Annotated in this window: 20 protein-coding genes and 1 tRNA gene; 4 read left to right on the top strand and 17 right to left on the bottom strand. The window is 71.2% G+C overall.

The window, feature by feature from the left end:
• Window positions 1-3: 3 nt before the first annotated feature.
• On the bottom strand, window positions 4-513 hold the full coding sequence (locus ABD140_RS26045) for a hypothetical protein (protein ID WP_344243606.1): 510 nt from the start codon (window positions 511-513) through the stop codon (window positions 4-6).
• Between the two features lie 59 nt (window positions 514-572).
• Between ABD140_RS26045 and ABD140_RS26040 the strand changes: the two genes are divergently transcribed.
• Window positions 573-1,964 carry a cellulase family glycosylhydrolase gene (locus ABD140_RS26040; protein WP_344243605.1) on the top strand — a complete coding sequence of 464 codons (1,392 nt, stop codon included), beginning with the start codon at window positions 573-575 and terminating at the stop codon, window positions 1,962-1,964.
• A gap of 46 nt (window positions 1,965-2,010) precedes the next feature.
• Here the strand turns inward: ABD140_RS26040 and ABD140_RS26035 are convergent, their stop codons facing one another.
• Window positions 2,011-2,385: a PaaI family thioesterase gene (locus ABD140_RS26035; protein WP_344243634.1), complete on the bottom strand. Its 375-nt coding sequence runs from the start codon at window positions 2,383-2,385 to the stop codon at window positions 2,011-2,013.
• A 122-nt stretch (window positions 2,386-2,507) separates the two neighbouring features.
• Here ABD140_RS26035 and polA point away from each other — a divergent pair, with 122 nt between their 5' ends.
• Window positions 2,508-5,210: a DNA polymerase I gene (polA, locus tag ABD140_RS26030; protein ID WP_344243604.1), complete on the top strand. Its 2,703-nt coding sequence runs from the start codon at window positions 2,508-2,510 to the stop codon at window positions 5,208-5,210.
• A 631-nt stretch (window positions 5,211-5,841) separates the two neighbouring features.
• Here polA and ABD140_RS26025 read toward each other — a convergent pair.
• The 9 genes from ABD140_RS26025 to ABD140_RS25985 all read right to left on the bottom strand — a co-directional run bounded on the left by ABD140_RS26025 (window position 5,842) and on the right by ABD140_RS25985 (window position 14,296).
• Entirely contained in the window at window positions 5,842-6,642 is an 801-nt protein-coding gene (locus ABD140_RS26025; RefSeq protein ID WP_344243603.1) for an amino acid ABC transporter ATP-binding protein, read from the bottom strand.
• The gene (locus ABD140_RS26020) at window positions 6,642-7,598 is read right to left on the bottom strand and encodes an amino acid ABC transporter permease (RefSeq protein ID WP_344243602.1); all 957 of its coding nucleotides are present in this window, start codon (window positions 7,596-7,598) and stop codon (window positions 6,642-6,644) included. The genes ABD140_RS26025 and ABD140_RS26020 overlap by 1 nt, the downstream gene beginning before the upstream one ends.
• Window positions 7,598-8,503 (bottom strand): ABC transporter substrate-binding protein, encoded by a 906-nt coding sequence (locus tag ABD140_RS26015; RefSeq protein WP_344243601.1) that lies wholly within the window; start codon window positions 8,501-8,503, stop codon window positions 7,598-7,600. The genes ABD140_RS26020 and ABD140_RS26015 overlap by 1 nt, the downstream gene beginning before the upstream one ends.
• Window positions 8,504-8,590: 87 nt before the next feature.
• A complete protein-coding gene (locus ABD140_RS26010) occupies window positions 8,591-9,376 on the bottom strand; it encodes an ABC transporter ATP-binding protein (RefSeq protein WP_344243600.1) in 786 nt (261 codons plus the stop codon).
• Window positions 9,366-10,145 carry an ABC transporter ATP-binding protein gene (locus ABD140_RS26005; RefSeq protein WP_425544149.1) on the bottom strand — a complete coding sequence of 260 codons (780 nt, stop codon included), beginning with the start codon at window positions 10,143-10,145 and terminating at the stop codon, window positions 9,366-9,368. The genes ABD140_RS26010 and ABD140_RS26005 overlap by 11 nt, the downstream gene beginning before the upstream one ends.
• Complete coding sequence (locus tag ABD140_RS26000; RefSeq protein WP_344243599.1) at window positions 10,142-11,263, bottom strand: ABC transporter permease subunit; 1,122 nt, start codon at window positions 11,261-11,263, stop codon at window positions 10,142-10,144. Before ABD140_RS26000 ends, ABD140_RS26005 begins: the two co-directional genes overlap by 4 nt.
• Window positions 11,260-12,246, bottom strand: a complete 987-nt coding sequence (locus tag ABD140_RS25995) for a branched-chain amino acid ABC transporter permease (protein ID WP_344243598.1) — start codon at window positions 12,244-12,246, stop codon at window positions 11,260-11,262. The genes ABD140_RS26000 and ABD140_RS25995 overlap by 4 nt, the downstream gene beginning before the upstream one ends.
• An 80-nt stretch (window positions 12,247-12,326) precedes the next feature.
• Window positions 12,327-13,487 carry a branched-chain amino acid ABC transporter substrate-binding protein gene (locus ABD140_RS25990; protein WP_344243597.1) on the bottom strand — a complete coding sequence of 387 codons (1,161 nt, stop codon included), beginning with the start codon at window positions 13,485-13,487 and terminating at the stop codon, window positions 12,327-12,329.
• A 194-nt stretch (window positions 13,488-13,681) separates the two neighbouring features.
• A complete protein-coding gene (locus ABD140_RS25985; RefSeq protein WP_344243596.1) occupies window positions 13,682-14,296 on the bottom strand; it encodes an ANTAR domain-containing response regulator in 615 nt (204 codons plus the stop codon).
• A gap of 63 nt (window positions 14,297-14,359) precedes the next feature.
• On the opposite strand from ABD140_RS25985, the gene ABD140_RS25980 reads away from it, so the two are divergent.
• Window positions 14,360-14,433, top strand: a tRNA-Leu gene (locus ABD140_RS25980).
• Window positions 14,434-14,495: 62 nt separating this feature from the next.
• On the opposite strand, the gene pyk is transcribed toward ABD140_RS25980, so the two are convergent.
• Both pyk and ABD140_RS25970 read right to left on the bottom strand, forming a co-directional pair.
• Complete coding sequence (gene pyk / locus ABD140_RS25975) at window positions 14,496-15,920, bottom strand: pyruvate kinase (protein WP_344243595.1); 1,425 nt, start codon at window positions 15,918-15,920, stop codon at window positions 14,496-14,498.
• A gap of 88 nt (window positions 15,921-16,008) precedes the next feature.
• Entirely contained in the window at window positions 16,009-17,217 is a 1,209-nt protein-coding gene (locus ABD140_RS25970; RefSeq protein ID WP_344243594.1) for an MFS transporter, read from the bottom strand.
• Window positions 17,218-17,381: 164 nt separating this feature from the next.
• Here ABD140_RS25970 and ABD140_RS25965 point away from each other — a divergent pair, with 164 nt between their 5' ends.
• Window positions 17,382-18,152: an alpha/beta hydrolase gene (locus ABD140_RS25965; RefSeq protein ID WP_344243593.1), complete on the top strand. Its 771-nt coding sequence runs from the start codon at window positions 17,382-17,384 to the stop codon at window positions 18,150-18,152.
• A 25-nt stretch (window positions 18,153-18,177) separates the two neighbouring features.
• On the opposite strand, the gene ABD140_RS25960 is transcribed toward ABD140_RS25965, so the two are convergent.
• Genes ABD140_RS25960 through ABD140_RS25945 form a run of 4 tightly spaced genes read right to left on the bottom strand, consistent with a single transcriptional unit; the run spans window position 18,178 to window position 23,004 of the window.
• On the bottom strand, window positions 18,178-18,327 hold the full coding sequence (locus tag ABD140_RS25960) for a hypothetical protein (RefSeq protein ID WP_344243592.1): 150 nt from the start codon (window positions 18,325-18,327) through the stop codon (window positions 18,178-18,180).
• On the bottom strand, window positions 18,324-20,936 hold the full coding sequence (locus ABD140_RS25955) for a phosphoenolpyruvate synthase (protein WP_344243591.1): 2,613 nt from the start codon (window positions 20,934-20,936) through the stop codon (window positions 18,324-18,326). Before ABD140_RS25955 ends, ABD140_RS25960 begins: the two co-directional genes overlap by 4 nt.
• Window positions 20,933-22,753: an AfsA-related hotdog domain-containing protein gene (locus ABD140_RS25950; protein ID WP_344243590.1), complete on the bottom strand. Its 1,821-nt coding sequence runs from the start codon at window positions 22,751-22,753 to the stop codon at window positions 20,933-20,935. The genes ABD140_RS25955 and ABD140_RS25950 overlap by 4 nt, the downstream gene beginning before the upstream one ends.
• Window positions 22,750-23,004, bottom strand: a complete 255-nt coding sequence (locus tag ABD140_RS25945; protein ID WP_344243589.1) for a hypothetical protein — start codon at window positions 23,002-23,004, stop codon at window positions 22,750-22,752. Before ABD140_RS25945 ends, ABD140_RS25950 begins: the two co-directional genes overlap by 4 nt.
• Between the last annotated feature and the right edge of the window lie 316 nt (window positions 23,005-23,320).

Here is a 23,320-nt window from a genome sequence, read left to right as displayed (position 1 = left end):
GCGTCAGGCGGGGCGGGAAGCGGGCGCGGAGCGGGCCGCGAGAGCCGCGGGGAGGGCGGGGAGCCAGCCGAGGAGCAGTCCCCAGAGCAGGCCGAAGACCGCGCCGAACAGGGCGTAGGTGAGGTAGGCGGAGGCGTCGCCGTAGGCGGTGTGCGCGGTGGCGGCGCCGCGGAGCAGTCCGGCGGCCGCCGAGCCCAGGGCGAAGGCCCACCAAGTGGTCGCGAGTGTGCGGCCGGGGGCGTGCGGACGGCGGTGGACCCGCAGCAGGACCGCGGCGACCAGGATCAGCGCGGCCAGGCCCTCGGTGAGCGTGTAGGCCGTGCCGAGCTCGCCGAACGGGGTCAGGTGCAGGGCGGGCGGCCCGAAGGGCACGCCCACCGCCGACGGGACGACCAGGAGGCCCGCGGCCGTGGTGATCTGGCGCGTCAGGGTCTCCCAGCCCAGGAGGAGGGCCAGGAGGGCGGTGGCCCCGGCCGCGGTCCAGGCGACCCGAGTAATGCGAGGGAGGCTCATGTTCATGTAAGGTACCTCACATTCGCCTAACATGAAAAGACCTCATATTAGGAGGCGGCATGCGCCGCAGCAGCCGACTTGTCCTCGCCGGAGCCCTCGGCCTGACCCTCGCCCTCGGCGCGTACACCCTCGACGGCTGGGGCCGGGAGGCCGGGAACGGCGTCGCCCCGCGCTTCGTCACCGACGCCCAGGGCCGCTCCCTGATCCTCCACGGGCTCAACACCCAGAGCAGCGCCAAGTCCGCGCCCGACGGCGTGCCCACCGCGTACGACGAGGAGTTCGTCGAGGCCGAGCGCGACCTCCTCGGCTCCAACGTCGTCCGCTTCCTCCTGCAGTGGCGCAGCCTCGAACCGGCGCCCGGCCGGTACGACGAGGCCTACCTCGACCGGGTGGACTCCTGGGTCCGCTGGTACGCCGAACGCGACATCCTCGTCCTGCTCGACATGCACCAGGACATCTACGGACCCGCCGTCAACGGCAACGGCGCGCCCGCCTGGGCGACGAAGGACGACGGGCTGCCCGCCCCCGCCCAGGACCCGTGGGAGCTCGGCTACGTCCAGCCCGGCACCATGCGCGCGTTCGACCACTTTTGGAACACCACCGGCGAGCACCCCGAACTCCGCGGCCACTACGCCAGGGCCTGGGCCCACGTCGCGAAGCGCTTCGCCGACGACCCCGCCGTCCTGGGCTACGACCTGATGAACGAGCCCTGGGGCGGCAGCCTCCCCGGCCTCCCGTTCGAGCGCGGCCCGCTCTCCGACCTCTACCAGCGCACCACCGACGAGATCCGCAAGGTCGACCGCAACAAGTGGATCTTCGTCGAGCCGCGCGCCGTCGGCGTCAACTGGGGCCTGGCCTCGGGCCTGCGCCCCATCGAGGACCCCGCCGAGAAGATCGGCTACGCCCCGCACCTCTACCCGCTGCCCCTGGACCTGGGCAACGGGTACACCGGGAGCGACCGCGCCCGCATCGACCGCACCCTCAACGCCTGGCGCGACACCGTCACCGCCACCGCCCGCCGCCAGAACGCCCCGATCGTCCTGGGCGAGTACGGCCTGGACGCCACCAAGCCGGGCGCCCTGGACTTCGTCGACGCCGTCTCCCGCCTCACCGACGAGATGCACGCCGGACGGATCTACTGGTCGTCCGATCCCAGCGACTGGAGCCCCTGGACGGCGGACCGGAAGCTCTCCGCCCTTGGCGGGCGCCTGGCCGCCCCTTACCCGCGCGCCGTGCCGGGCACCCCCCTCACCAACACCTGGGACCCGGAGACCAGGACGCTGAAACTCGTCTACGCCGCCGACCCGGACGTCAAGGCCCCCGTCGAGTTCTGGCTCCCCTCGGAGGGCACGGTCACCGGCGGCACCGGCACCTGGGACGAGGAGAGCGGCCTCCTGACCGTCGAGGCCCCCGCCACCGGCACGCAGACCCTCACCGTCACCCTGAAATGAGCCGGGGCCCGGCGGACCGCCCGCCGGGCCCGGCCACGCTCCCGCCTCAGCCCTGCGGCGCGTCCCGCAGCATGCAGGTCAGCCGCGCGGTGCAGACGCGCCGGTCCTGCTCGTCGGTGATGACGATCTCGTACGTCGCCAGCGACCGCCCGCCGTGCACCCGCGTGGCCACCCCCGTCACGAACCCCTCGGTCGCCGACCGGTGGTGCGTGGCGTTGATCTCCACGCCGACCGCGATCCGCCCCTCCCCCGCGTGCAGCGCCGACCCCACCGATCCGAGGGTCTCGGCCAGCACGCAGGAGGCGCCGCCGTGCAGCAGACCGTAGGGCTGGGTGTTGCCCTTCACCGGCATCCGCCCCACGACCCGCTCCGCCGAGGCCTCCAGGAACTCCAGCCCCATGTTCGTCGCGAGATCACCCATCGGGTTCCCGTTGGCGACCTGGTTCAAGGCCGCCCGCTGCTCGTTGTTCACGCCGCGCAACTCCTGGCAATAGGTCCGGCCACTCGCCGGAAACTGTCCGGGCACGAGACTAGGCTCTGAGGGTGGCTACTTCGGAACCGACCCCTGAGACCCTGCTGCTGCTGGATGGGCACTCGCTGGCCTATCGGGCGTTCTACGCCCTGCCGGTGGAGAACTTCTCCACGACCACGGGGCAGCACACCAACGCCGTGTTCGGGTTCACCTCGATGCTGGTGAACGTGCTGCGGGACGAGAAGCCGAGCCACGTGGCGGTCTGCTTCGACCGGTCGGAGCCGACCTTCCGGCACACCGCCTACGAGGAGTACAAGGCGGGGCGGGCCAAGACGCCGGACGAGTTCCGCAGCCAGGTGCAGCTGATCTGCGAGATGCTCGACGCACTGAAGATCACGCACCTGTCGCTGGCGGGGTACGAGGCGGACGACCTCATCGCCACGCTGGCCACGCGCGCCTCGGCCTGCGGCATGCGCACGCTGATCGTCACCGGGGACCGCGACGCCTTCCAGCTCGTCGACGACCGCGTCACCGTGCTGTACCCGGTCAAGGGCGTCTCGGTGCTGGCGCGGATGGACCCCGAGGCCGTCACCGCCAAGTACGGAGTGCCGCCGCAGCGGTACCGGGAGCTGGCCGCGCTGGTCGGCGAGACCAGCGACAACCTGCCCGGGGTGCCCGGGGTGGGGCCGAAGACGGCGGCCAAGTGGCTGCTGGCCCACGACGGCCTGGACAACCTCGTCGCCCAGGTCGACAAGATCAAGGGCAAGGCCGGGGACAACCTGCGCGAGCACCTGGGCCAGGTGCTGCGCAACCAGCAGCTCAACAAGCTGGACTGCGACGCCCCGGTGGAGGCCGACCCGGCGGCGCTGGACATCGGCGAGTGGGACCGGCAGGAGATCCAGGCGCTGCTGGACACCCTGGAGTTCCGGGGCGAGCTGCGCGACCGCCTGTTCACCACGCTCACCGCGCACGCCGGCGGCGAGGAGAGCGCCGAGGCCGGCGAGGGCTTCTCCGTCGAGCTGACCCGTCCCGAGGCGGGCGGGCTCGCCGCCTGGCTGGCCGGGCACGCCCACGCGGGCCGCACCGGGATCGCGGTCTCGGGGCGCTGGGCCCGCGGCACCGGCGAGCTGACCGCGGTGGCGCTGGCCGCCGCCGACGGCGCCGCGGTGCACTTCGACCCGGCGCTGCTGGAGCCCGCCGACGAGCGGGCCTTCGCCGCCTGGCTGGCCGACGAGGCGGCGCCCAAGGCGATGCACGACGCCAAGGGCCCCCTCCAGGCGTTCGCCGCGCGCGGCCTGGCCCTGGCCGGGCTCACCAGCGACACCGCGCTCGCCTGCTACCTGGTGGCCCCCGACCAGCGCTCCTACGAGCTGGGCGAGCAGGTGCTGCGCTTCCTGCACAAGGAGCTGCGCGAGGGCGCCGAGCAGACCGGCCAGCTCACCCTGGACGGCGCCGACGAGGACACCGCGGCCCAGGACCTGGCGGTGCGCGCCCTGGCCGTGCTGGAGCTGGCCGACGCGCTCGACGCCGAGCTCGCCGAGCGCGGCGCCGACCGGCTGCTGCACGAGCTGGAGCTGCCGCTGGTGGACATCCTGGCCCGGATGGAGCGGGCCGGCATCGCCATCGACCACGACCACCTGGCGAACCTGTCGGCGTCCATGGGCGGCCAGGCCAAGCAGGTCGAGCAGGGCGCGTTCGACGCGGTCGGCCACGAGTTCAACCTGGGCTCGCCCAAGCAGGTGCAGCAGGTGCTCTTCGAGGAGCTGGGCCTGCCCAGGACCAAGCGCACCAAGACCGGCTACACCACCGACTCCGAGGCGCTGACGGGCCTGCTGGAGAAGAACGGCCACCCGGTGCTGGAGCACATCCTGCGCTGGCGCGAGGTCGCCAAGCTCAAGTCGATGGTGGACTCGCTGATCCCGCTGGCGGACGAGACCGGCCGGATCCACACCACCTTCAACCAGACGGTCGCCGCCACCGGCCGGCTGTCCTCCACCGACCCCAACGTGCAGAACATCCCGGCCCGCACCGAGGAGGGCCGCCAGATCCGCGCGGCGTTCACCGTCGGCCAGGGCTACGACTGCCTGCTGACCGCCGACTACAGCCAGATCGAACTGCGGATCATGGCGCACCTGTCGGGCGACGAGCAGCTGATCGAGGCGTTCGTGTCCGGCGCGGACTTCCACACGATCACCGCCGCCAAGGTCTTCGCCCTGGAGCCCGGCCAGATCGGCACCGAGCTGCGCAGCAAGATCAAGGCAATGAACTACGGCCTGGCCTACGGCCTGTCGGAGTACGGCCTGTCCCAGCAGCTGCGCATCACCCCGGGCGAGGCGCGGGAGCTGAAGGAGGGCTACTTCGAGGTCTTCGGCGGGGTGCGCGACTACCTGGCCTCGGTGGTGGCCGACGCCCGCCGCGACGGCTACACCTCCACGATCCTGGGCCGCCGCCGCTACCTGCCCGACCTCAACTCCGACAACCGCCAGCGCCGCGAGATGGCCGAGCGCATGGCGCTGAACGCCCCCATCCAGGGTTCGGCCGCCGACATCATCAAGGTCGCCATGATCCGGATCGACGCCGCGCTGCGCGAGGCCGGCCTGAAGTCGCGGATGCTGCTCCAGGTCCACGACGAACTGATCTTCGAGGTCTGCTCCGCCGAGCTGGAGCAGCTCCAGGAGCTGGTCCGCCGGGAGATGGACGGCGCCTACACGCTGCGCGCCCCGCTGGCCGTGGCGATGGGCACCGGCCGCACCTGGTACGACGCCGCGCACTGACCTTCCGGACCACCCGATATCCCCCCGGTTCCCCGCGAACTCCGGAGGCTTCGGCACGGATTCAGCGGTCCGCCGTTTCAGGTCGCCGCCCGCTGGAAAGATCTTGGTGCAGCACGAAGTCTCCGGGGTTTCGGTCAGGCATCGGGTGCCCGGAGACTTTGCGCGAGGCGGTCGCGGGTCGCTACCGTGACCGTGCGGGGGCCTGGAAGTGCTGAGTAGATAACGCGCACCTTCGGGGAAGAGGTGTGCGGCCCCAAAGGCGCTTCCAGGTCCTTTCTTCTCGCTCCCGTCCCCCGCCCCGCTCCCGACCGGCCCCGTCACCGGGCCGTCACCCGGATTCCCCCCTCCACCGGCCGCCGTGCGCACGCCCGCGCCGCGACGGCCCGCCGGAGGCCCCGGGCAAGGAGCCGAAGGCGCGGGGGCCGGAGCGTCACCACCACGCCCCTTCGCTCCGCGCGGCCGTCCGTGCTCCACGGCCGCCCCCGCATGCGGCTCCGAGACCAACCCCTGCACGTGATCCCGAGGCCGCCCCTATGCGGTTCTGAGACCGCCCCTGCACGTGCGACGGCCCCGTCTCCGGCGCGTCGCGGTGGACGGGGGCCGGAGGCGGGGCCGTGGTGCCGCGCGGGGGTCACAGGACCTTGGAGAAGAACTCCCGGGTGCGGGGGTGGCTCGGGTTGGCCAGGACGTCGCGGGGGTCGCCCTGCTCGACGATGACGCCATCGTCCATGAAGACCAGGGAGTCGCCGACCTCGCGGGCGAAGCCCATCTCGTGGGTGACGACCATCATGGTCATGCCGTCGGCGGCGAGCTGCTGCATGACGGACAGGACCTCGCCGACGAGCTCCGGGTCGAGAGCCGAGGTCGGCTCGTCGAAGAGCATCAGGGCCGGGTCCATGGCCAGGGCGCGGGCGATCGCCACCCGCTGCTGCTGGCCGCCGGAGAGCTGCGAGGGGTAGTTGCCCTTGCGGTCGGCCAGGCCGACCCGCTCCAGGAGCTCCTCGGCGCGGGCGCGGACCTCGGCCTTGGGCCGCTTCTTGACCCGCAGGGGCGCCTCCATGACGTTCTCCAGCGCGGTCATGTGCGGGAAGAGGTTGAACCGCTGGAACACCATGCCGATGTCCCGGCGCTGCTCGGCGACCTCGCGGTCGCGCAGCTCGTACAGCCTGCCGTTCTTCTCCCGGTAGCCCATGAGCCTGCCGTTGACCCACAGCCGGCCGCCGTTGATCTTCTCCAGGTGGTTGACGCAGCGCAGGAAGGTGGACTTGCCCGAGCCGGACGGCCCGACGACGCACATCACCTCGCCCGGCCGCACCTGGAGGTCGATGCCCTTGAGGACCTCGGTCCTGCCGAAGCTCTTGTGGACGTTCTCGGCCCTGACCATGAACTCGACGGGCGCCTCGGGCTCGGCGTTCTTCGTGAGGTCGGTCATCACTGGGCGCCCTTCATGATCCGCAGCCGCGTCCTCGCCTTGTTCGCCCCGCCCTGCTCTCCGGCGCCGCGGGAGAAGCGCTTCTCCAGGAAGTACTGCCCGACCAGCAGCACGCTGGTGAGCGCCAGGTACCACAGGCAGGCGGCGACGAGCATGGGGAACGTCTGGAACTCCCGGTTGCCGATCGCCTGGAGCTGGAAGAACAGCTCGTTGGTGACCGGCACGTAGGCCACCAGGGAGGTGTCCTTGAGCATCACGATCGTCTCGCTGCCGGTGGGCGGCAGGATGACCCGCATCGCCTGCGGCAGCACGATCCGCCGGGTGATCTGGAACTTCGACATGCCCAGCGCGGCGGCGGCCTCGGTCTGGCCGGGGTCGACCGACATCAGGCCCGCCCGGACGATCTCGGCCATGTAGGCGGCCTCGGACAGCGCCAGCGCCAGCAGGCCCGCCATGAAGCCGCTGAGCAGCGTGTTGGCGTCCACCGAGAACAGGGTGCCGTTGATGTCGACGCCCAGGAGGTCGGCGAACTGCTCGGTGAAGGGCAGCCCGACGGAGAACTCCGCGTACAGGACGCCCATGTTGCCGAACAGGATGGCCAGGACCAGCCGGGGCAGCGCCCGGAACACCCAGATGTAGAGCCAGGCCACGCCGCGCAGGATCGGGTTGTCCGACAATCGCATGACGGCCAGGCCGATGCCCAGCACGACGCCGATGACCATGGCCAGGACCATGAGGATCAGCGAGGTGCGCACGCCTTCGATGACCGGGGGCCGGAAGGCGTTGTCCACGATGTAGGACCACTGGAAGGCCGGGTTCGTGACGAGCATGTGCACGAACTGGGCGGCCAGCACCAGCAGGACCGCCGCGGTGATCCAGCGGCCGGGGTGCCGAACGGGCACGGCCTTGATGGTCTCAGGCCGCACCCGTTCCGCGGGTTCTTGCTGCGAGGTCATCAGGAGGCCGGGTCGACGGTCGGGTCGGTGATCCCGCCGGCCTGCACGCCCCACTTCTCCAGGATCTGCGTGTAGGTCCCGTCGGCGATGACCGCCTTGAGGGCGTCGGCGTACACCTGGCCCAGCGGCGAGTCCTTCTTCACCACGTAGCCGTAGGGGGCGGCGTCGTAGATGTCGCCGAGGAGCGCCAGGCCGGGCGCCTTCTTCACCGCGTAGGCGGCGATCGGCGAGTCGGCGAGGCTGGCGTCCTCCTTGCCGGAGACCACCGCGGAGGTGGCCTGGTCCTGGCCCTGGTACTGGCTGATCTGGATCGCGGGCTTGCCGGCGTCGGTGCAGTCCTTGGAGCGCTTCTCGATGTCGGGGACCTGGACGGTCGCCTTCTGGACGGCGATCTTCTTGCCGCAGGCGTCGTCCGGGTCGATCGTGGCGCCCTCCTTGGCGAACCACTGGGTGCCGGCGTTGAAGTAGCTCACCATCGTCGCCTGCTTGAGGCGCTCGGGGTTGATGGTGAAGGAGGAGACACCGGTCTCGTACTTGCCGGAGGTGGTGACGCCGGGGACGATGTCGTCGAAGTTGCTGGTCACCCACTCGGTCTTCAGGCCGAGCTTGGCGGCGACGGCGTCGAACAGCTCCACGTCCCAGCCGACGACGGTCTTGCCGTCGGCATCGAGGTACTCGTTGGGGGCGTAGCTGGAGTCGACGCCGATCTTGATGACGCCGTCGGCCTTGATGTCCTCGGGCACCTGGGCGGCCAGAGCGGAGTCGGCGGAGACCGTCGGGGCGGTCTTCGCGGGGCTCTCGGCACTGTCCTCGGTCTTCTCGCCGCAGGCGGTGAGACCGAGCGCGCCGATCACCAGCGCGGCGCCCACGGCCAGGCCACGCCGCCGGGCATCAGCGGAAATCACGATGTTCCTCCACATTTGTCGGATCTCCTCAGATCCAAACCTCGAACACGATATATGTGCATTTTGGAACGGTCGAAACCGCAGGTGTTACGGCTGCGTTTCCTCCCCGTCCACGGCTGTCCCCTTCTCCAGCGGCACCGGAGGCGCGGACGCCCCGCCCGCCACGCCCAGATCCCCGCCCAGGTAGGCGGCCCGCACCTGGGGATCGTCCAGCAGCTCGGCGGCCGGGGCGGACTTCACCACCTCGCCGGTCTCCAGCACATAGGCCCGGTGCGCGAGCTTCAGCGCCTGCTGGGCGTTCTGCTCCACCAGCAGCACCGTGGTGCCCCGCCGGTTGATCTCCTCGATGATCGAGAAGATCTGCTGCACCAGCTTGGGCGCCAGCCCCATCGACGGCTCGTCCAGCAGCAGCACCTTCGGCTTGGCCATCAGCGCCCGGCCGATCGCCACCATCTGCTGCTCACCCCCGGACATGGTGCCCGCCGCCTGGTGCTGGCGCTCCTTCAGCCGGGGGAAGAGCTCGTACGCCTCCTCCAGTTCGGCGCTGAAGTCGTCCTTGCGGGCGTAGGCGCCCATCAGCAGGTTCTCGTGCACCGACATGCCGGGGAAGATGCCGCGGCCTTCGGGCGATTGGCTGATCCCAGCGACCACTCGCTTGTGGCCCGCCATCGTGCTGATGTCGGCGCCCTCGAACCAGACCGAGCCGCTCGACAGCGGACGAAGGCCCGAGATGGTCTTGAGGGTCGTGCTCTTCCCGGCGCCGTTGGCGCCGATCAGCGTCACGATCTCGCCCTCGTTCACCTCGATCGAGATGCCGTGCAGCGCCCGGATCTTGCCGTAGTGGACGCTCACGTCCCGCAGTTCAAGAAGCATCGGGCGCTCCCAGGTAAGCCTCGACCACCCGCGGGTTCTGCTGGACCTCGCGCGGCAGGCCCTCGGCGATCTTCTCGCCGAAGTCCAGCACCGCGACGCGGTCGCTGATCCCCATGACCAGTCCCATGTCGTGTTCGATCAGGAGCACGGTGCGGCCCGCGTCGCGGATCCGCCGGATGAGCTCCTGCAGCTCCTGCTTCTCCGCCGGGTTCATCCCCGCGGCCGGCTCGTCCAGCAGCAGCAGCTTCGGGTCGGTCGCCAGGGCACGGGCGATCTCCAGCCGGCGCTGGTCGCCGTAGGAGAGGTTCTTCGCGGTCGCCTTCGCCTGTCCGGGGATGCCGCAGAAGTCCAGCAACTCCGCGGAGAGCTTCTTGGCGTCGCGCTCCTCCTTGCGGTACCGGGGAAGGCCGAACGTGACGTTCACCAGGCCCGACCGGTGGTGGGCGTCCGCCCCCACCATGACGTTCTCCTCAGCCGACATGTTGTGGAACAGCCGGATGTTCTGGAACGTCCGTGCGATGCCGCCCTGGGTGACCTTGTAGCGCTTGCTGCCCTGGATCGGCCTGCCGTCGAAGACGACGGAGCCCGAGGTCGGCGCGTAGACGCCGGTGATGACGTTGAAGACCGTGGTCTTGCCCGCCCCGTTCGGGCCGATCAGCGCGAAGATCTCGCCCTGGCCGATCTCCAGGTCCACCTTGTTCAGCGCCTTCACGCCGCCGAACTGCATCACCAGGTCGTCGAGCCGGAGCAGGGGTCCGGTCGCCGTCACTTGCTCACCTCCGCGACCTCGGCGCCCAGATGGCCGCTGCCACCGCCGCCGTCCTTCAGTTCCGCCTTGCGTCTGCGCGACGGGATGAGGCCCTCCGGACGCCAGATCATCATCAGCACGATCGCCGCGCCGAAGATCAGCTCCCGGTACTCCTCGGCACCGCGGAACCGCTCGGGCAGCCAGGCGACGAGGAAGGCGCCGACGATCACGCCGACCAGGTTCCCCGAGCCGCCGAGCACCACCGCGGCCAGGATCGTCGCCGACAGGATGAAGGGGAAGGAGTCGGGGGCGACGAAGGTCGTCTTGGACGCCCACAGCACACCCGCCGCGCCGCCGACCGCGGCGCCGAGCCCGAAGGCCAGCAGCTTGAACTTGAACGTGGGCACGCCCATCAGCTCGGCCGCGTCCTCGTCCTCGCGGATCGCCGCCCAGGAGCGGCCGACCCGGCTGTTCTCCAGCCGCTTGACCATGATGATGACGACCGCGATCAGCACGACGAGCAGGTAGTAGTACGGCCGCGCGTCGCGGACGCCGTACTCCAGGATCTGCACGCCGCCGATCTCGGCCTCGGACATGTCCGGGGGGCGCGGCACGTTGTCGATGCCCCGGTTCTCGCGCAGGTAGTCGCTGTTCTCGGCGAACTTGCGGATGATCTCGCCGAAGCCCAGCGTCACGATCGCCAGGTAGTCGCCGCGCAACCGCAGTGTCGGCGCGCCCAGGATGACGCCGGAGATCGCGGCCATCGCGATCCCGATCGGCAGGATCTCCCAGAAGGACCAGTGGTAGTAGGCGCCGAGCACGGCCATGCTGTAGGCGCCGACCGCCCAGAACGCCACGTACCCCAGGTCCAGCAGTCCCGCGTAGCCCACGACGATGTTCAGGCCGATCGCCAGCAGGACGTAGATGCCGATCGGGTAGAAGAGGATCGACGACCACTTGGCGTCGGGGGACATGATCGGCGCGAGCCCGCTCCAGGGCAGCAGCAGCGCGCCCACGAACAGCAGCCCGTAGACGGCCCAGCGCGCGCCCTTCGGCGCGGTGTCCCACCAGTCCCGCAGCTTCTCGCCGGGTACCGCGGCCGCGTCGCGCAGCCCGCCCAGCCTCGCCTTGGCGCTCATGCCCGCGCCCTCTGCAGCGACTCGCCCAGGATGCCGCTCGGACGGAACATCAGGATCACCACCAGGATGGTGAAGGCGATGACGTCCTTCCACTGGGAGCCGAAGATGCTCGCCCCGTAGTTCTCCACGAGGCCGAGGGTGAACCCGCCCAACAGGGCCCCCTTGATGTTTCCGATGCCGCCGAGGACCGCGGCGGTGAACGCCTTGATCCCCAGGATGAAGCCGATGAAGTAGTTCGTCACCTCGTAGAAAATCAGGAAGAAGAAGCCGGCCGCCCCGGCCATCACCCCGCCGATCAGGAACGTGGTCATGACGATGCGGTCGATGTTCACGCCGAGCAGCACCGCGGTCTCGGGGTCCTGGGCCGTGGCCCGGATGCCCCGGCCGAGCTTGGAGCGGGTGACGAACATCTGGAGGACGACCATCATCAGCAGGGCGGCGACGACGATCAGCAGCTTGTCGTTGCGCACGTCGCCGGAGCCGATGCTGAACAGCACCTCCTTGTCCATGATCCGCACCTGCTCCTCACCGGGCGGGGTGAAGCCGACCATGTCGCGGCCGCGCCCCGGCGCGAAGAACTTGGGGATGATGACGGTGGCGAAGAGCTCCTGCAGGAACAGCGAGGCGCCGATGGCGGAGATCAGCGCCGCGAGCCGGGAGGCGCCCTTCTTGCGCAGGGGCCGGTAGGCGACGCGTTCGAGGACGACCGCCGCCCCGCCGGAGGCCGCCATGGCCCCCGCCAGGCAGAGCAGGAGCACTCCGACCAGGGCGAAGCCCCCGTAGGGGCCGGTGAACCCGACGAACTGGATCACCGCGAGCGACCCGAACGTGCCGATCATGAAGATCTCGGAGTGCGCGAAGTTGATCAGCCGCAGCACGCCGTAGACCATCGTGTAACCGAGCGCCACCAGTGCGTAGATCGATCCGACGGTCACCCCGTCGATCGTGTTGGCCCAGAACTGGGCGGTGAAATCGTGGAACATCCAACGTCCTCATATACGGGAGCGGGGGGCGGGAACGACGGTTCCCGCCCCCCGCTCGCACCGACCGAAGAGTCGCAGACTCAGGACGTCGGGATCTTGGTGGCGTCGCCAAGGAACTCGAGCTTGCCGTCCTTGACCTGGAAGTAGAAGATCGACTTGTCGGCGATCTCGCCGTTCGCCTCGAACTTGATCGGCTTGGAGACGCCCTGGACGTCCACCGTCTTCAGGTACTCGTTGATCTTCTCGGTGGTGTCGTTGCCGGCCTTGATGGCGTCGAGGAAGACGTTGGTGGCGTCGTAGCCCTCGGCGGAGTAGGTGCCCTGGTCGACGTTGAACTTCTTCTTGTAGGCGTCGATGAACTCCTGGACCTTGGGGTTGTCCGCGGTCGGGTTCACCGACTGGCAGGCGCAGGAGATGATCGAGCCCTCGGCCTGCTTGGCGCCGGCGGTGTCGATCAGACCCTGGTCCAGGGCGCCGTCGTCGGAGAAGAAGAGGGCGTCGACGCCGCCGTCGCGCATCTGCTTGAGCAGCTTGCCGCCCGCGGCGTAGTAGCCGGCGAAGAAGACGACCTCGGGGTCGGCCGCCTTGATCTTGTTGATCGTCGAGGAGTAGTCGGTGTCGTCCGGGTTGATCTTGTCACTGCCCGGCGTGATGCCCTCGGCCTTGAGCGCCTCGAGGAACTTGCCGGCCAGGCCGATCGAGTACTCCTCGTTGTCGTCGACGAGGAAGATCTTCTTGGCCTTGAGCTGGCTGACGATCGCCTTGGCGTCCTCGGCGCCCTGGGAGTCGTCGTTGGTGATGATGCGGTGCCAGTACTTCCACCCGTTGGCGGCCAGGGCGGTGCTGGTGGCCGAGGGCGAGATGTTCGGGATCTGGGCTTCCTCGAACTTCGGCGCGACGGCCTTGGACTCGCCGGAGAACGCCGGGCCGATGATGGCCACCGGCTCGTCCTCGATCAGCTTGTCGGCCTGGCCGGGCGCGACGCTCGGCTCGCCCTTGGTGTCGTACTTGGTGAGGACGACCTTCTTGTCGGGGTTGGTCGCGTTGTACTGCTCGATGGCGAGCTCGACGCCGTTGGAGATGTTGATTCCCAGCTGAGCGTTCGGGCCGGTCTGCGCGCCGATGAAGGCGAGCTTGATCTCACCGCCCGCCTCACCGCCGTCGCCGCCGCAGGCGGTCAGCGCGAGGCTGGCGGCGCCGAGCAGCGCGAGGAGGCGCATCGTGGGGGGTACACGTTTCATGCCGGGTCTCCTTCTCGGACCGCGGCCTCCAGAGCCGTCGGTCACATGGGAACGATTGGCCGAAACGTACTCAACGGTCACCCAGGAGCACCAGGCCAGAGGGGTTCTCCCGACATCGTGATGCACACTCGTGACCTTGCCGCAATCAAAGAAAAACCTCTGAAATCAGCATTTAACGCAGGAAATCGTGCAGGCTATTCAGGGCTATTGTCCACTTCGGCCTCCGATGCGGTGGTTTCCAGAACCGCTTCGGCCACCTTCCGCATCGTCAAACGGCGGTCCATCGACGTCTTCTGGATCCAGCGGAACGCCTCCGGCTCGCTCCAGCCGTGCTGCGTCTGCAGGTGGCCCTTGGCCCGGTCCACCACCTTGCGGGTCTCCAGCCGGTCCTTCAGCGAGGTGACCTCCGACTCCAGCTGGCGGATCTCGTCGTAGCGCGAGACGGCCATCTCGATGGCCGGCACCAGGTCGGCCTTGGTGAAGGGCTTGACCAGGTAGGACATGGCGCCCGCGGCGCGGGCCCGCTCCACCAGCTCCCGCTGGGAGAAGGCGGTGAGCATGATCACCGGGGCGATGCGCTCCCCGGCGATGCGCTCGGCCGCCGAGATGCCGTCCAGGATCGGCATCTTCACATCCAGGATGACCAGGTCGGGGCGCAGCTCGGTGACGAGCTTGACGGCGCTCTCCCCGTCCCCGGCCTCGCCGACGACGAGATAGCCGTCCTCCTCCAGCATCTCCTTGAGATCGAGTCGGATCAAAGCCTCGTCTTCCGCGATGACAACTCGCTTGGCGCTCTCACTCACGCACATGAGACTACAAGGAACCGGTACTCTGGTGCCTGCCCGCGGCGGCCACCGGATATCCGCCGTGAAGCCCCAATACTCCAACCGGCAGAGAGGGCGGTCTCAAACACCGCACAGTGTGGGTTCGAATCCCACTTGGGGCACCGCGAGCACAGCGAAGAGCCGCCCACCCCCGCGGGTGCGCGGCTCTCGTCGTCTCCGCCCCTCAGGGGGTGATCGTGTCGCCCAGCCGGTGCACGCGCAGGGAGTTGGTGGAGCCGACCGTGCCCGGCGGCATGCCCGCCACGATCACGATGAGGTCGCCCTTGCGGAAGCGGCCGAGCTCCAGCAGGGACTGCTCGACCTGGGCGACCATCTCGTCGGTGTGGTCGACGTGCGGGACCAGGAAGGACTCCACGCCCCAGGTCAGGGAGAGCTGGGCGCGGGTGCGCTCGACCTCGGTGAAGGCCAGCAGCGGGATGGGGCTGCGGTAGCGGGCCAGCCGGCGGGCGGTCTCCCCCGACATGGTGAAGGCCACCAGCGCCTTGGCGCCGATGATCGCGCCGACCTCGGCGGCGGCGCGGGCGATGGCGCCGCCGACCGTCTCGGGCACCCGCTCGAGCGTGGGGTCGGCCTCCAGGGTCGCCTCTTCGGCGGCCGCGGCGATCCGCGACATCGTCTGGACCGCCTCGATCGGGTACTGGCCGACGGCGGTCTCGCCGGAGAGCATCACCGCGTCCGCGCCGTCGAAGATCGCGTTGGCCACGTCGCTGGCCTCGGCCCGGGTCGGCCGGGCCGCGCTGATCATCGACTCCAGCATCTGGGTGGCCACGATCACCGGGTGCGCCTTCTCGCGGCACAGCTCGATGGCGCGCTTCTGCACGATCGGCACCTGCTCCAGCGGCAGCTCCACGCCCAGGTCGCCGCGGGCGACCATGACGCTGTCGAATGCGTCGACGATCTCGGGCAGCGCCCGCACCGCCTGCGGCTTCTCGATCTTGGCGATCAGGGGGACGCGCACGCCCTCCTCGGCCATGATGGCGTAGCACTCCTGGGCGTCGGCGGCGTCGCGGACGAACGACAGCGCGACCATGTCCACGCCGATGCGCAGCGCCCAGCGCAGGTCCGCCTCGTCCTTGGCGGTCAGGGCGGGCACGCTGACGGCGACACCGGGCAGGTTCAGGCCCTTGTTGTCGGAGACCATGCCGCCGACGACCACGCGGGTGAGCACCCGGGGCCCCTCGACCGAGACGACCTCCAGGGAGACCTTCCCGTCGTCGACGAGCACGGTGTCGCCGGGGGCGACGTCGCCGGGCAGGCCCTTGTAGGTCGTGGAGACCTCCTTGCGGCTGCCGGGGACGTCCTCGACGGTGATGGTGAACTCGTCGCCCACGTTGAGCCGCACCGGGCCGTCGGGGAAGCGGCCCAGCCGGATCTTGGGGCCCTGGAGGTCGGCGAGCACGCCGATGGCGCGGCCGGTGGCCTCCGCCGCCTCGCGCAGGTACCCGTACACCTGCGCGTGCTGCTCGTGCGACCCGTGGCTCATGTTCAGGCGGGCCACGTCGATCCCGGCCTCCACGAGTGCCTTGATCTGCTCGCGGCCGGAACACGCCGGTCCGATGGTGCTGACGATCTTCGCTCGACGACTCACAGGTCCCACCCTAGGTAGTTACCCGCCGGTATGGGCACCTTCCGAGCAGGGCATCACCGTCTGTTCACCGAGAACTTCCCTCAGTGGTCTAGACCATGGTCGCCGACTCCGGCGCGCGCGCCGCGGCCGGGCGCAGGCTCGCGCCGCGCAGTCCGGTCAGCAGCGCCGCCAGGGCGACGACGGCGGGCGCGACGAGGAAGGCCGGCGCCGCGCCCAGCCGGTCGACGAGCTGGCCCGAGACCGCGGCGCCCAGCGCGATGCCCAGCGCCACCGAACCGTTCAGCCAGGCGTAGGCCTCAGTCTTCACCTCGGCCGGCACCAGCGCGTCCAGCAGGGTGTACCCGGTGATGATGCAGGGCGCGATGACCAGCCCGGTCAGCGCCGCCGCCCCGTACATCAGGCCCAGCGACTGCACCAGGGCGGGCCCGGCGAGGGCGGCGGCCAGCAGGCACAGCAGCAGGGTGAGCCGGGACGGCAGCCGGGTCCCGGCCTTGAGGCCCCCGTAGACGAGCCCGCCGACCAGGCTGCCCGCGGAGAACGTGCCGTAGATGGTCCCGGCCGAGCCGGGGCTGCCCAGCTCGGAGGTCAGCGCGGTGAGGCCCACCTGGAGGCTGCCGAAGACCGAGCCGACGCCCAGGAAGGCGACGGCCAGCACCGGCACGCCCCGCCTGCCCAGCACCGCTCCGGCGGCCCCGGCGGCCGCCGGGTCGGGCGAGGGGGCGCCGTGCCGCACCCCGGCGAACAGCAGGGTGCCCGCCAGCACCAGGACGAGCGCCAGGCCCAGGGCCCACACGGGGCTGTGGGCGGTGGCGACCGCCAGCAGCACGACGGGGGCCAGGGTGAAGGTCAGCTCGTCGGTGACCGACTCCAGCGCGAAGGCCGTGCCCACCCGCTCCGACGGCAGGAGGTGCGCCCAGCGGGCCCGCACCATCGAGCCGACCTGGGGCACCGTCGCGCCCGCCAGGCAGCCCACGGCCACCAGCAGCAGCGGCTCGGCCCGCCGCTGGGCCAGCGCCAGCAGCGCCGCCAGCAGGACGGCGTGCGCCAGCACCTGGGGCACCAGCACCCGGGCCTGGCCGTGCCGGTCGGCCAGCCGCCCGGTCCACGGCCCGACGAGGGCCTGGGCGACGGCCGAGGCGGCCGAGGCGGCGCCGGCCCAGCCGTAGGAGCCGGTGGCCCACTCCACGAGCAGCATGATGCCCAGCTGCAGCATCGCGAAGGGCAGGCGCGCGCACAGGGCGGGCAGCAGGAAGCGCCAGGCTCCGGGGGTGCCCAGCAGCGCGAGGTAGGACTTCAAGATCCGGGTTCTCCGTCGTCGAGTGCGTGACGGAACCCGGCTTCCCCGGTCCGCCATGAGCTTCAGCGTCGGACCGGGGTAGATACCGTCCCTGGTCGGGACAGCCGCCATGCGGTCAGAAGTCCGAGTTTATACCCGCCTTGAACAGCACCGATAATGGAAGCGTGGCCGTCACTCCCCTCACCCTCACCACATCCGACGGCGTGCGCGTCGCCGCCCGGTACCACGCGGCGGCCTCGCCCGCCGACGCGGAGCTGTGCCTGGTGGTCGGGCACGGCTTCACCTGCCACCAGGAGCTGCCCGGGCTGCGGGCGATCACGGCGGTGCTGGGCCGCTCCGCCGCGGTCTGCACGCTCGACTACCGGGGGCACGGGCGCTCGGGCGGGCTCTCGACCGTCGGCGACCGGGAGATCCACGACCTCGAGGCCGCCGTCCGCCACGCCCGCGGGCACCACGCCCGGGTGGTCACCGTCGGGTTCTCCATGGGCGCCTCGATCGCGCTGCGGCACGCCGCGCTGATCGGCGGCGTCGACGCGGTGGTCTCGGTCAGCTCGCCCGCCCGCTGGTACTACCGGGACACCGTGCCCATGCGCAGGGTGCACTGGGCCATCGAGCGCAGGCTGGGCCGCGCCGCCGCGCGGCTGGCCAAGCGCACCCGCATCTCCCCCGCGGGCTGGGATCCGGTGCCCGCCGCGCCCTTTGAGGTGGTCGGGGACATCGCCTGCCCGGTGCTGATCGTCCACGGCGGGCGCGACGCGTTCTTCCCTCCCGACCACGGGGAGCTGCTCTACGAGCGGGCCACCCGGCCCAAGGAGCTGTGGATGGAGCCCGAGATGGGCCACGCCGAGGTCGCCACCACCGAGGCGCTGAGCCTGCGCATCGCCGAGTGGGCGGGACGTGCGTCCTCCGGGTCGCTCTCCCCCGAGGCGGGCTGACGGGACCGGCCGGGGCGCGCCGCGCTCAGCGGAGGTGGACCTCCGGGAGGGCTCGGCGGGAGCGGGGCTCGGCCAGGTGGGCGACGGTCGCGGCGATCTCCTCGCGCTCCGCCCGCTCCGTGATGGCCCGGAGGCGGCCGCCGACCCGCCTCCGGCGTTCTTCCCCGCCGCTCAAGCGCGCTCCTTCTCGATCTTGACCACTCCGGTGCCCCCGTCGACGGTGAGGGTCATCCCGTCCTCCACCCGTCCGGTCAGCCCGGGGATCTGCACGACCGTCGGCACCCCCAGCTCCCGCGCGACGATCGCGACGTGGGCGAGCGGGCTGCCGCGCTCGACGAGCAGCGCGGCGGCCGAGGACAGCGCGCCCACCCAGCCCGGGTCGGTGCGGTAGGCGACCAGCACGCCGCCCCCGACGTCGCGGGGGCCGTCGACGACCCGCGCCTTCGCGGTGACGACGCCGGGGCTGCACGGGGTGCCCTGCAGCACCCCGGTGGCCTCCCCCTCCCCGGCGGGCGCCGGGTCGGGAGTCTGCACACCCCAGTAGACGCTGCCGCGGGTGAGGAACCTCGGCGGCGGCGCGGGCAGGAGCCGCTGCTTGGCCCGCTGGGTCTTGCGCAGCTCGGCCAGCGGGCGCAGCTCGCGGTGGTTCATGGTGCCGGCGTAGGCGGCGCGGATCTCCTCCAGCTTGAGCAGGAAGACGTCGCGGCGGTCGCCCAGCGCGCCGACCGCCGCCAGGTCCCTGCCCATGGCCTTGAACATGCGGCGGGCCATGCCGAACGCGCGGGTGCGGGCGAAGCGGACGCGCCCGCGTTCGCGCAGCGCCTCGCGCACCTTGCCGCGCACCAGGTCGTAGACGAACCGCTTGGGAGCGCTCAGGTGCTCCCGCAGGTAGGCATCGACGTCGTGCTCGACCCGAACGACGGGGGCGGCTCCGGCCAGCAGCAGCGCGTCCTTGAGCATGGACATCAGCAGCGACGGGTCGTCGTGCAGGTCCGGCTCCTCCAGTTTGAGCTCGTTGGCGCTGCGGTAGCCGAACGCGGCGAGGAAGCCGCCGAGCTCGGCGCGCAGCCACGCGGCGTCCTCGCCCTCGGCCTCGCGCAGCCACTCCCACAGCTCGCCCGCGTGGCGCTCGCGCACCTCCTCGGCCAGCTCGGGGCGCTCGGACAGCAGCCCGGCCAGCTCGCCGAGCCGCCGCGCGGGGGCGGTGGACTCGACGTCGTCGCCGACCTTCACCGCCTCCCGCGTCAGCCATTCGGGGGCGTCGGGCAGCCAGCGGGCGTTCAGTCCGTAGAGCACGCCGTACGAGAGCATGATCACGTTGTCGAGCACGGCGGTGCCGCCCCACCGCGACAGGAGGCGCTCCTCCAGCCGGTGCAGCGCCCGGTTCACCTCGTGGCCGGGCAGCGCCTCGTAGTCGACGGCGTCGAACTCCTCGTACACCTCGTGGAAGTGGTCGATGAAGGAGGCGACCGACCGGCGGACGGTGAAGAACATGCGCAGGAACCGCAGGGCGACGCGCAGCCGCACCAGGCGCTCGCGCAGCGGCGGGTCGATCGGGTGCTGGGCCTCGGCGAGCTCCTCGGAGGTCTCCCGGACGCCCATCGCCGCGGCGAGGACGCGCCGGTTGAGGGCGTATCCGGGCAGCAGCCTGATGATCTTGTACCAGTTGAGGACGTTGTAGTAGACGCGGCCGTCGAAATAGCCCAGCATCTCGCCGAACATCCCGTCCAGCTTCGCCAGGTCCCGGCGCGGCACCCCGAGCAGCCGCACGTAGTCGCGGTAGACGCGGCTGTAGGCGTGGCGCGCGAAGCTGAACGTCAGGGGGGCGGTGACCTCGCCGAACGACTCGATGACGGTGGAGTTGTCCCACACCCGCACCTCCCCCTCGGCCTCGCGCAGGGTGGTGATCGGGCGGCTCTGCAGCACGTGGAAGACGCCGTCGCTCAGCGCCCATTCCACGTCCTGCGGGGCGCCGAACAGCTCCTCGACACGGTCGGCCAGGTCGCCGAGCTCGCCGACCTGGTCGTTGGACAGCGCGAACCGCTCGCGGGCGAACGGCGAGACCGGGCTGAGCCCCGTGCCGCCGGACCCGGCGTCGAGCCGCTCGGCCTTCTCCCCGATGACGGCGTCGCCGACGACCCGGCTCGGCCGGTCCAGGGTGAGGGTGTCGGCGTCGACCTGGCCCGTCACCAGCGTCTCGCCCAGGCCGTAGACGCAGCTGATGAGCGCCTTGGAGCGGTCGCCGGAGACCGGGTCGGCGGTGAACATCACCCCGCTGACCTCGGCGGGCACCAGCTCCTGGAGCACGACCGCCAGGTCGATCCGGTCGGTGGGCAGGTCGTGCAGCCAGCGGTAGACCAGCGACCGCGCCGAGTACGCCGACGCCCAGCAGTCCCGGACCCGCTCGGCCACCTCGTCGAACCCGCTCGCCCCCAGGAAGGAGGAGTACTGCCCGGCGAAGGAGAAGTTCGGCAGGTCCTCGTCGGCGCCGGAGGAGCGCACCGCGACGGCGCCCTGCCCGACGGCGTCGTAGGCGCGCCAGATCGCCTTCAGGGCGGGTCCGTCCAGCGGGGTCACCGAGAAGGCCTTGGTGATGCGGGCCGAGACCTCCCAGGCGCTGTCGGGGTCGAGCCCGGCCAGCAGGCCCGCCAGCTCCTGGTCCAGGCCCGAGCGTTCCCGGAAACCGCGCAGCACGTCCACGCCGACCGCGGACCAGACGGGGACCCGAAGGCCCGCCTCGGTCAGCCGCCGCAGGTTCTCTCCCTTGCCGCCGAGCGCGCTCATGCCCGTACCACCTCCACCATCACCTCCGCCGGTTCCACCCCATCCTGGACGAACCTCACGATCACCGCGCCCTTTCCGCCGCGATCAGCCGAGACCGTCGCGATACAGGCGAGTCGGGCGTCCAACTCCGCCGCCGCCGCGAAGCGGGCGTCGAACCTCCGCACGGCCAGCCGCCCCGCGGGCACGCCGAAGTGGCGGGACATCGTCCACAGCGCGGCCTGGCGGGCCGCCTCCAGCAGCACCATGCCCGGGACGCGGTCCTGGGGGTGCTCGAACATCGCCGGGTTCGCCGGGTCCACCGCGACCCGCGCGGTGGTCTCGCCGTGCCGCCGCACCAGGTCGGCCAGCACGACGTTGCCGTCGTGGGTGCGCCCGACGTTCCGGGCCGCGGGGAACAGGCCGGTCCGGTCGGGGGCGCCGATCCGCGCGCCGAGCCCGTGCCGGGCGCGTCCCGCGGCGCGCAGCTCGCGCCACTCCGCCTCGCCCCACCAGGAGAAGGAGGAGCGGGCGGTCGCCAGCTCCGTCCCGTCGAAGGCCGCGACCCGGTAGTCCAGGGCCAGCCCGGAGGAGAAGCGGCGGGCGACGTCCACCTCGACCCGCACCCGCCGGTCGCGGACGGCGTCGGGGTCGGCGGTGAGCCGCCCGCTCAGCTCCCGCAGCCCGAAGCGGACGTTCTGCGGTACGCCGTGGTGGCCGTGGGCGAGGACGTAGCAGCCCTGGCGGCACATCTCCAGGACGGACAGGAGGTCGATCCCGGCCGAGGGCAGGTCGTTGTAGAAGCGGTGGGCGGCGGGGAGCTCCCCGGCCAGCACGACGCCTCCGGAGCCGTCGGCCAGGTGGTCGGTGAGGAAGACCTCTCCCAGGCCCTCCTTGTGCACCAGGGGGCCGGGAAGGGCGCGTTCGCGGCACAGCGGGCGCGGCTCGCGGACGGCGGCGTGCTCCCACTGGGCGGTGGTGACGCCGGTGAGCAGCGCGGTCCTGCCGGGCACCGACGGGTTCACGACGGTCGCGCCGAGCACCACCGAGTCCCAGGGCTCGGCCGGCTCGCCGCGCGCGCCGCGCTCGAGGGCGCGGTCGTAGGAAAGGTCGTGCCCGGGGCTCCTGCGGTACAGCTCGGCGATCAGCTCGCGCGCCTTGTCCTCCCGGTCGGCGCCCGCGGCCAGGTCGGCGTAGACGCGGCGCCGGTCGCGGCCGTCCAGCAGGACGCCGAACTCGCGGACCAGGTCGGCGGGCTCGTCGGCGGTGTGCACGAAGTCGACCAGGAGGTCGTCGTCGTCCAGGCGGTGCCGCAGCTGCCACGGCTCGCGGCGGGCCGGGTCGGCCGGACCCTTGAGGCCGCTCAGCCGCAGGGTCGCCGGGATCGGCGCCTCGGGCAGCCGCGCCACCAGCAGCAGGCTGCCGCCCGCGCGGACCAGCGCGTCGACCAGGTCCCGCCGCTCCTTGGTGGCGACGTTCCACTGGTACCACCACATCGCGCGGGCGCTGTGCCGGTCGAGGGCGACGATCTCGGCCGCGACGATCACCGCGTCCTGCTCCAGCAGCCACTCCAGGGCCGCCTCCAGCCGCCGTCCGGCCACCGCGTCGGGTTTGAGCAGCAGCGTGGCGTGCCGGTCCAGCAGCGGCCACGGGTCGGGCACGACCGCGAGCAGGTCGTCCCAGCCGTCGCGGAAGTAGCTGTCGACCGCGAACAGCGCGCGCTTGCGCGGCAGCGCCGAGAGCGCCTCGGGCACCGGTTCGGCGTGCTCGCCGCCGATCGTCGCCTCCGGCGCCTCCCGTGCGAGCGGTTGTGCCGCGCCGATTCCGGCGACCGCCGTCATGCCGTCTCCCCCCGCCGTGCGATGATCTCCAGCTCTCCGGACAGCGGCCGCTCCCGGGTGGGCAGCCGCTGGATCTTGCCGCTGGTCGTCTTGGGCACCGAGCGGCCCGGGACCAGCACCACGGCGGCCGCCGGGTTGGCCAGGGCGCGGGTGGCGGTGGGCACGAGGGCGAGCCGGGCGCGGACGGCGGCGACGACGTCCGGGTGGCGGTGGCCCAGCACTTGCCCCGCGGAATGCGTCGGCTCCCCCACCGATCGCCCCCTCCACGCTTTAACGACACTTCATGTGAAAAGCCCATCGAAGACGAGTGGATCTTTGGTTGTCAAACCAGAACGAGAACGGCACCCGGAGTTCACATGCCTTTAACAGGGGATCCGAGATAGGGGTGGTCCAGGTCACGCGGGGTGCCGGAGCCCCGCTCGCACCGGGGTTCCGAAACACGTAATACGTATTGTCCTTGTCAGATGAGTCACAAAGCAGGCCTCTGGCGGGCAAATTGACTCTGCTCGACAAAGGAAGCGCGGACCCCGGTGCCGGGGAAAACAAAAACGCCCGGCCCGCAGGTGA

Origin of the sequence: Actinocorallia libanotica (assembly GCF_039525175.1) — a bacterium.
Classification (GTDB): domain Bacteria; phylum Actinomycetota; class Actinomycetes; order Streptosporangiales; family Streptosporangiaceae; genus Actinocorallia; species Actinocorallia libanotica.
This window is presented reverse-complemented; position numbering and strand designations above follow the sequence as displayed.